This window comes from Saccharomonospora iraqiensis subsp. paurometabolica YIM 90007, from assembly GCF_000231035.2.
GTDB classification, from domain to species: Bacteria; Actinomycetota; Actinomycetes; order Mycobacteriales; family Pseudonocardiaceae; genus Saccharomonospora; species Saccharomonospora paurometabolica.
Genome location: NZ_KI912250.1, coordinates 289,746 through 295,443, shown reverse-complemented (window position 1 = coordinate 295,443; position 5,698 = coordinate 289,746). Strand labels below are relative to the sequence as shown.

Sequence of the window (5,698 nt, the reverse complement as noted above, 5' to 3'; positions counted from 1 at the left end):
CCCCGTCGCCGGTCGCCAGGTCGGCCCGCACCGCCCACACCCGCGCGCCCCCGCCCCGCAGCTCCGCGGCGACGTCCTCGATGCGCGCGTCCTCGGCGCACAGCACCAGGTCGTAGGCATGGCGGGTGAACTCCCGGGCCAGTTCCCGCCCGATCCCGGCGGAGGCCCCGGTCACCACGGCCAACGGAGACGCCATCATCGCCCTCCCGGCGTTCGGTCCTGTTGTACGGGACCTACCCACCGGAGGGCCCCGCAATCGCGTTCGGCGGGACGGGCCCGGTGGGCGTCGCCGTGGTCCCGTCCGCCGGGGCCGGGCGGGCTAGGCTGCGGAGTGTGACGACAGACGCGCGACTCGCCGCCCGGCTCGCCGAACAGGCGGGGGAGGAGCTGCGCCGCCTGCGGGACGACGTTCCCGCCGGTGCCGTGGCCACGGATCCGAAGGAGCTGGGCCGCCGCGGCGACGCGGCCGCGAACGAGCTGTTGGTGCGGTCGTTGCGGGAGCAGCGGCCCGGCGACGCGGTGTTGTCCGAGGAGTCGGCCGACGACCGGCGCCGCCTCGGGGCGGAGCGGGTGTGGATCGTCGACCCGCTGGACGGCACCCGGGAGTACGGCCTCGGCAGGCCCGACTGGACGGTGCACGTGGCGTTGTGGGAGGCCGCGGCCGCGGCGCGGGAACCGGGGACCGGAATCATCGCCGCGGCCGTCGCCCGGCCCGATTCGGGCGAGGTCCTGGTGACCGACGACATCGCCGTCGGAAAAGCGAGCGCGGAAATACCCGGGAATCGGGTCCGTATTCTCGTCAGCGACACACGTCCACCCGATTTCGCGAACGCGGTCGCCGCGCGTCTGGACGCCGATCTGGTGCCGAGGGGATCGGCGGGGGCGAAGGCCGTCGCCGTGCTGCGTGGGGAGGCGGACGCCTATCTGCACGCCGGGGGGCAGTACGAGTGGGACTCGGCGGCCCCGGTCGGCGTCGCGCACGCGGCGGGGCTGTACGCCTCCCGCATCGACGGCTCCCCCCTGCGGTACAACGCGCCGGACCCGTACCTGCCCGATCTGCTGATCTGCCGCCCCGGACTCGCGGGCGACCTGCTGTCCGCGGTGGCCGCGGCCACGACGGACACGAACGACATTTGACCGCCGCTGCGTCCACGAACCGGGCGGCGGTCGGGCGTGTGTCCGGGGCCGGACATGGAAACGGGTGGGAGGCCGATCGGCCTCCCACCCGTGGTTCGGGCGACGGTCAGTTCTCCGCCGTGGCGATGCAGGTGGAGTTGCCCTGGCTGTTGCCCACGCCCAGGATGCCGACACCGACGTCGAGCACGTCGCAGATGCCGATGTTGTTGTGGCTGAGGACGTCGTCAACGTTGATCAGCCCGAACTGGCTGGTGTTGTCCTCGACGTTCGTCTCGTCTCCGGGGGTGGTCGCGAGGGCGGGCGAGCCGATCGCCAGCAGGCCGGCCGCGGCGGTGGCGACAATTGCAGACTTCTTGAACACCTTAACCCATTCCTATCGACTCGAGTGATGTCTTCTGCTGCGGCTGGATTTCTGACCGCAACCGACGACGAAGTTACAAGCCGCCGGAACGTCACACACGGCAAAATGCGATGCCGTGTCGTCACCCGGATACGTGGTGCCCCACGTCACATTGTGTTCTTGTTTGGCGGGGATTGGCGGGTTGAGCAGCGAAATCACGTCCGCGCGCGTGCTACTCACAGTAGTAAGCAACCCAGTCGGTAAGACCCTGCGACTCGTTCCGGTGGCTCAGTGGCTACACAGAAGAACTGTCCGGGGAAATAGCAAATGGTCCGATAGGGTGAAGATTGCGGACGCCTGAGGGCGGAGATCATCGCATCCGGTGTTCCCCCGGCCCCCCACGGTCACGTCCGGGCGGCCCCGGTGGCGGAGTCGTCGGCCAGAACGTCCAGGACCCGCTCGCCGTAGCGGGCGAGCTTGCTCTCCCCGACCCCGCCGACCTCTCCGAGCTCGGACAACGACGCCGGACGGCGGGTGGCGATCTCGCGCAGCGTGGCGTCGTGGAAGACGACGTAGGCGGGCACGCCCTGCTCCCTGGCCGCCTCCGCCCGCCAGGCACGCAGCCGGTCGAAGATCGCGGTGTCCTCGGCGCCGAGCTCGGCGGTCTCGACCCGCCGTTTCCCGTCGGCCCCACGGTCGGCCTTCCCGCGGGCGGCTCCGGAGCCGCTCACCGTCCGGGCGGGTTCGCGCCGCATCGGCACCGTGCGGCCCCGGTACAGCACCTCGTCGGAGCTGTCGGTGGTCACCAGCGTCCCGTAGTCGCCCTCGACGGTGAGCAACCCGCGCGCGAGCAGCTGCCGCACCACCGCCCGCCACTCGGCGTCGCCGAGGTCGGCGCCCACGCCGAACACGGACAGCTCGTCGTGGCGGTGCTGGGCGACCTTCGTGGTGCGCTTGCCGCGCAGGATGTCGACGATCTGCCCGACACCGAACTTCTGCCGCCGCTCGCGCCGGAGCCGGACCACCGTGGACAGCAGCTTCTGCGCGGCGACGGTGCCGTCCCACGACTCGGCCGGGGTCAGGCACGTGTCGCAGTTGCCGCACGGCCCCGCGGACTCGCCGAAGTACGCGAGCAGGTGCGCACGCCGGCACTCGACCGTCTCGCACAGCGCGAGCATGGCGTCGAGCTTCTCGGCCGACCGCCTGCGGTGCGCGGCGTCCCCGTCCGAGGAGTCGATCAGTTTGCGCTGGTTGACCACGTCCTGCAGCCCGTAGGCGAGCCAGGCGGTCGCGGGCAGGCCGTCGCGCCCGGCCCGGCCGGTCTCCTGGTAGTAGCCCTCCACCGACTTGGGCAGGTCGAGGTGTGCCACGAACCGGACGTCGGGCTTGTCGATCCCCATGCCGAAGGCGATCGTGGCCACCACCACGAGACCGTCCTCCCGCAGGAACCGCGCCTGGTGCCGCGCGCGGGCACCCGCGTCGAGTCCGGCGTGGTACGGCAGCGCCTCGATCCCGTTGTCGACGAGGAAGGACGCCGTCTCCTCGACCGACTTGCGGGTCAGGCAGTAGACGATGCCGGAGTCGCCCGGGTGCTCGTCGGTGAGCAGCCGGAGCAGCTGCTTGCGCGGGTCGGTCTTGCCGACGATGCGGTACCGGATGTTCGGCCGGTCGAAGCCGGCCACGAAGTGCCGGGCGTCGGTCAGGCGGAGCCGGCTGGCGATCTCGGCCCGGGTGTCGGCGGTCGCGGTGGCCGTCAGCGCTACGCGCGGCACGTCCGGCCTGCGTTCGTGCAGGTCGGAAAGCTGAAGGTAGTCGGGGCGGAAGTCGTGGCCCCACTGCGAGACACAGTGCGCCTCGTCGATGGCGAACAGCGAGATCGGCGCACGTTCGAGCAGTCGTGCCGTGCTCTCCGACCGCAGCCGCTCCGGGGCGAGGTACAGCAGGTCGAGGTCGCCCGCGACGAACTCGGCCTCGACCGTGCGGCGTTCGTCCGGGTCCTGGGTGGAGTTGAGGTAGCCCGCCCGCACGCCGAGCGCCCGCAGGGCGTCGACCTGGTCCTGCATCAGCGCGATCAGCGGCGAGATCACCACGCCCACGCCCTCCCGAACCAGGGCGGGGACCTGGTAGCACAGCGACTTGCCGCCGCCGGTCGGCATGAGCACGAGGGCGTCGCCGCCCGCGGTCACGTGGTCGACGACCTCCTGCTGGTGGTCGCGGAACGAGTCGTAGCCGAAGACCCGCTTGAGCACCTGTTGCGTCGTCTCGGGAGTGCGCACGCCGTCGATCCTAGGTGTGGTCGATCCACCCCCGGGCGCGGTGACGAGCTTCTAGGCTGTCGCGGGCGACGAAAGGAAGCGTTCGATGACGATTGTCGACGGCAACGGTCCGTCCGTGGTGCGGTTTCCGGACCTCAGCCCCCGCGCCTACGAGCACCCGGTGGACCGGGGTGCGCTGGCGACGCTGCGCTCCGTTGCCGGATTCGGCGAGGTCGTCAAGGCCGTGGCCGGCTTCTTCCACGAGCGCGGGGAGCGGCTGATGGCGTTGGGCTCGGCCGTCCGGGTCGGGCCGACCCAGTACCCGGAGCTGGACCGCGTGCGGACCGAGTGCGCGCGGGTGCTGGCAGCCCCGCACGGTCGCACGACAACTCGGCCTTGCGATACCACTCGTGCAGCGCCGCCAGCACCGCGCGCAGCCCCAGCGCACTCGCGGGGGTCCAGGACAGCGAGTCCTGCAGCCGCAGCAACCGCAGCAGCTGTGCGGCCAGGACTCCGCGGCGGCGCTGCGGACACACCTGCTGCTCGCGGGCGGTCCGGATCCGTCCGAGGTGGACGTTTCCGCGTTCCTGCGGCAGGCCGAGGAGTACGAGTCCGTCGACGACATCCGGGACAGCCTGGCGAAGGTGCGCAACGTGGAGCTGATGGGCCATCCGCTCGCCGTCGTCCGTGCCGCCCAGTTGCAGCGGTGGGCGGCCTCGGCGGAGTACCGCGACATTCTCGCCGGGCAGTATCCGCGGCGGCACGACGACGAACCGCAGTCGAACTGGATGCGGGATCTGGCCGGGGCCGCGCGCTCCTACCGGGACTCGTTCACGACCTCGACCGATCCGTTGGTGCGGGTGTTCTCGGATGTCGGTGAGGCGATGTCCGGTGCGGCGGACAAGGTGTGGAGCCGGTTCACCGGCCGGGACGGCTGAACGACGGGCGGGTACGGCCGCCGCCGTGGGCGGCGGCCCTTTCGGTCGCGGACGGATTTTCGTTACCGCAGCGACGGATGAGGTTCTTCACTCCGAATCGGTTTCACCTTCCGGGCGGGTGTGCGGCAGGATGTCCGGCACATCCGAACTGGGGGGGTTTTCGGGTCGTCGACGTCGCCGATGTCCGGCGCACCGACCCCGTCGTACACCGTCCGGTCGCCGCGCCGACCGGCACCGGGGAATGGGAGAAGAATGTGAGAAAGCCGAGACGTCACCTCGTGGGGGCCGTTCTCGCGGGAATGGTGATGGCCGGAACCGTGACCGTCCCGGTCTCCGCCACGGCCGAGGAAGACTCCACGCCACCGGAGACCACGTCCGCACCGGCGGAGTCGACCACGGAGAACGACCCGACGGAGCCCACGGATCCGACGGATCCGACCGAGCCCTCGGAGTCCACGGACCCGTCGGACCCGACCGATTCCACGGATCCCACCGAGCCGACGGATCCGACCGAGCCGACGGACCCGTCGGACCCCACGGATCCGACCGAGCCGACGGACCCGACCGAGTCGACCGAGCCCACGGACCCGACGGAGCCCACGGACCCGACCGAGCCCTCCGACCCGGGAACCACGACGCAGCCCACGCAACCGCCCGCCGGCGGTGAGCCCGACTACGTCGACGACGTCGCCTACGGGATCGACATCGACCCGGAGCGCGGCCTCGGCTTCCTCCTGATCGCCTGTGCCGCGGGTGAGCCGCGGGGCGTCGGTTCCCCGGACTTCGAGATCCTGGAGGGCGCCCACCAGGACGAGGTCGACGGCCGCTACTGGTCGTACCTCGTGCAGCTGCGGGACGGCCTCACCTTCGCCGAGAACTCGGACGAGATCTCGCTGACCTGGCGGTGCGGCGGCCGTCCCGGCGGCGGCTCCGCACCGGTGCCCGTCCCGGGCGGCGGCGACGCCGGTGACTGGCAGGACCGCAACGGTGGGGACGCCCAGGTCGGCATCGCGCCGAAGGGCGGGGTC

At 71.5% G+C, this 5,698-nt stretch carries 6 protein-coding genes and 1 pseudogene; 4 read left to right on the top strand and 3 right to left on the bottom strand.

Going from position 1 to position 5,698, the window contains the following annotated elements:
* Positions 1–196 (bottom strand): SDR family NAD(P)-dependent oxidoreductase (locus SACPADRAFT_RS28450; RefSeq protein ID WP_007026218.1); only part of this gene is annotated, 196 nt, incomplete at its 3' end.
* A gap of 137 nt (positions 197–333) precedes the next feature.
* On the opposite strand from SACPADRAFT_RS28450, the gene SACPADRAFT_RS0217570 reads away from it, so the two are divergent.
* Positions 334–1,137 (top strand): 3'(2'),5'-bisphosphate nucleotidase CysQ, encoded by an 804-nt coding sequence (locus SACPADRAFT_RS0217570; RefSeq protein ID WP_028662545.1) that lies wholly within the window; start codon positions 334–336, stop codon positions 1,135–1,137.
* A gap of 106 nt (positions 1,138–1,243) precedes the next feature.
* On the opposite strand, the gene SACPADRAFT_RS0217565 is transcribed toward SACPADRAFT_RS0217570, so the two are convergent.
* Complete coding sequence (locus tag SACPADRAFT_RS0217565; protein ID WP_007026220.1) at positions 1,244–1,498, bottom strand: hypothetical protein; 255 nt, start codon at positions 1,496–1,498, stop codon at positions 1,244–1,246.
* A 383-nt stretch (positions 1,499–1,881) separates the two neighbouring features.
* Positions 1,882–3,753: a DNA helicase RecQ gene (gene recQ, locus SACPADRAFT_RS0217560; protein WP_007026221.1), complete on the bottom strand. Its 1,872-nt coding sequence runs from the start codon at positions 3,751–3,753 to the stop codon at positions 1,882–1,884.
* A gap of 85 nt (positions 3,754–3,838) precedes the next feature.
* On the opposite strand from recQ, the pseudogene SACPADRAFT_RS34125 reads away from it, so the two are divergent.
* From SACPADRAFT_RS34125 to SACPADRAFT_RS33160, 3 genes and pseudogenes are all read left to right on the top strand, one after another.
* Positions 3,839–4,096 (top strand): annotated as a pseudogene (locus SACPADRAFT_RS34125) (Zn-dependent protease); the annotation flags it as partial.
* Positions 4,097–4,301: 205 nt separating this feature from the next.
* Positions 4,302–4,670: a hypothetical protein gene (locus SACPADRAFT_RS28445; RefSeq protein ID WP_007026222.1), complete on the top strand. Its 369-nt coding sequence runs from the start codon at positions 4,302–4,304 to the stop codon at positions 4,668–4,670.
* Positions 4,671–4,924: 254 nt separating this feature from the next.
* On the top strand, positions 4,925–5,698 hold a 774-nt coding region (locus tag SACPADRAFT_RS33160; protein WP_233357202.1), incomplete at its 3' end, for a hypothetical protein.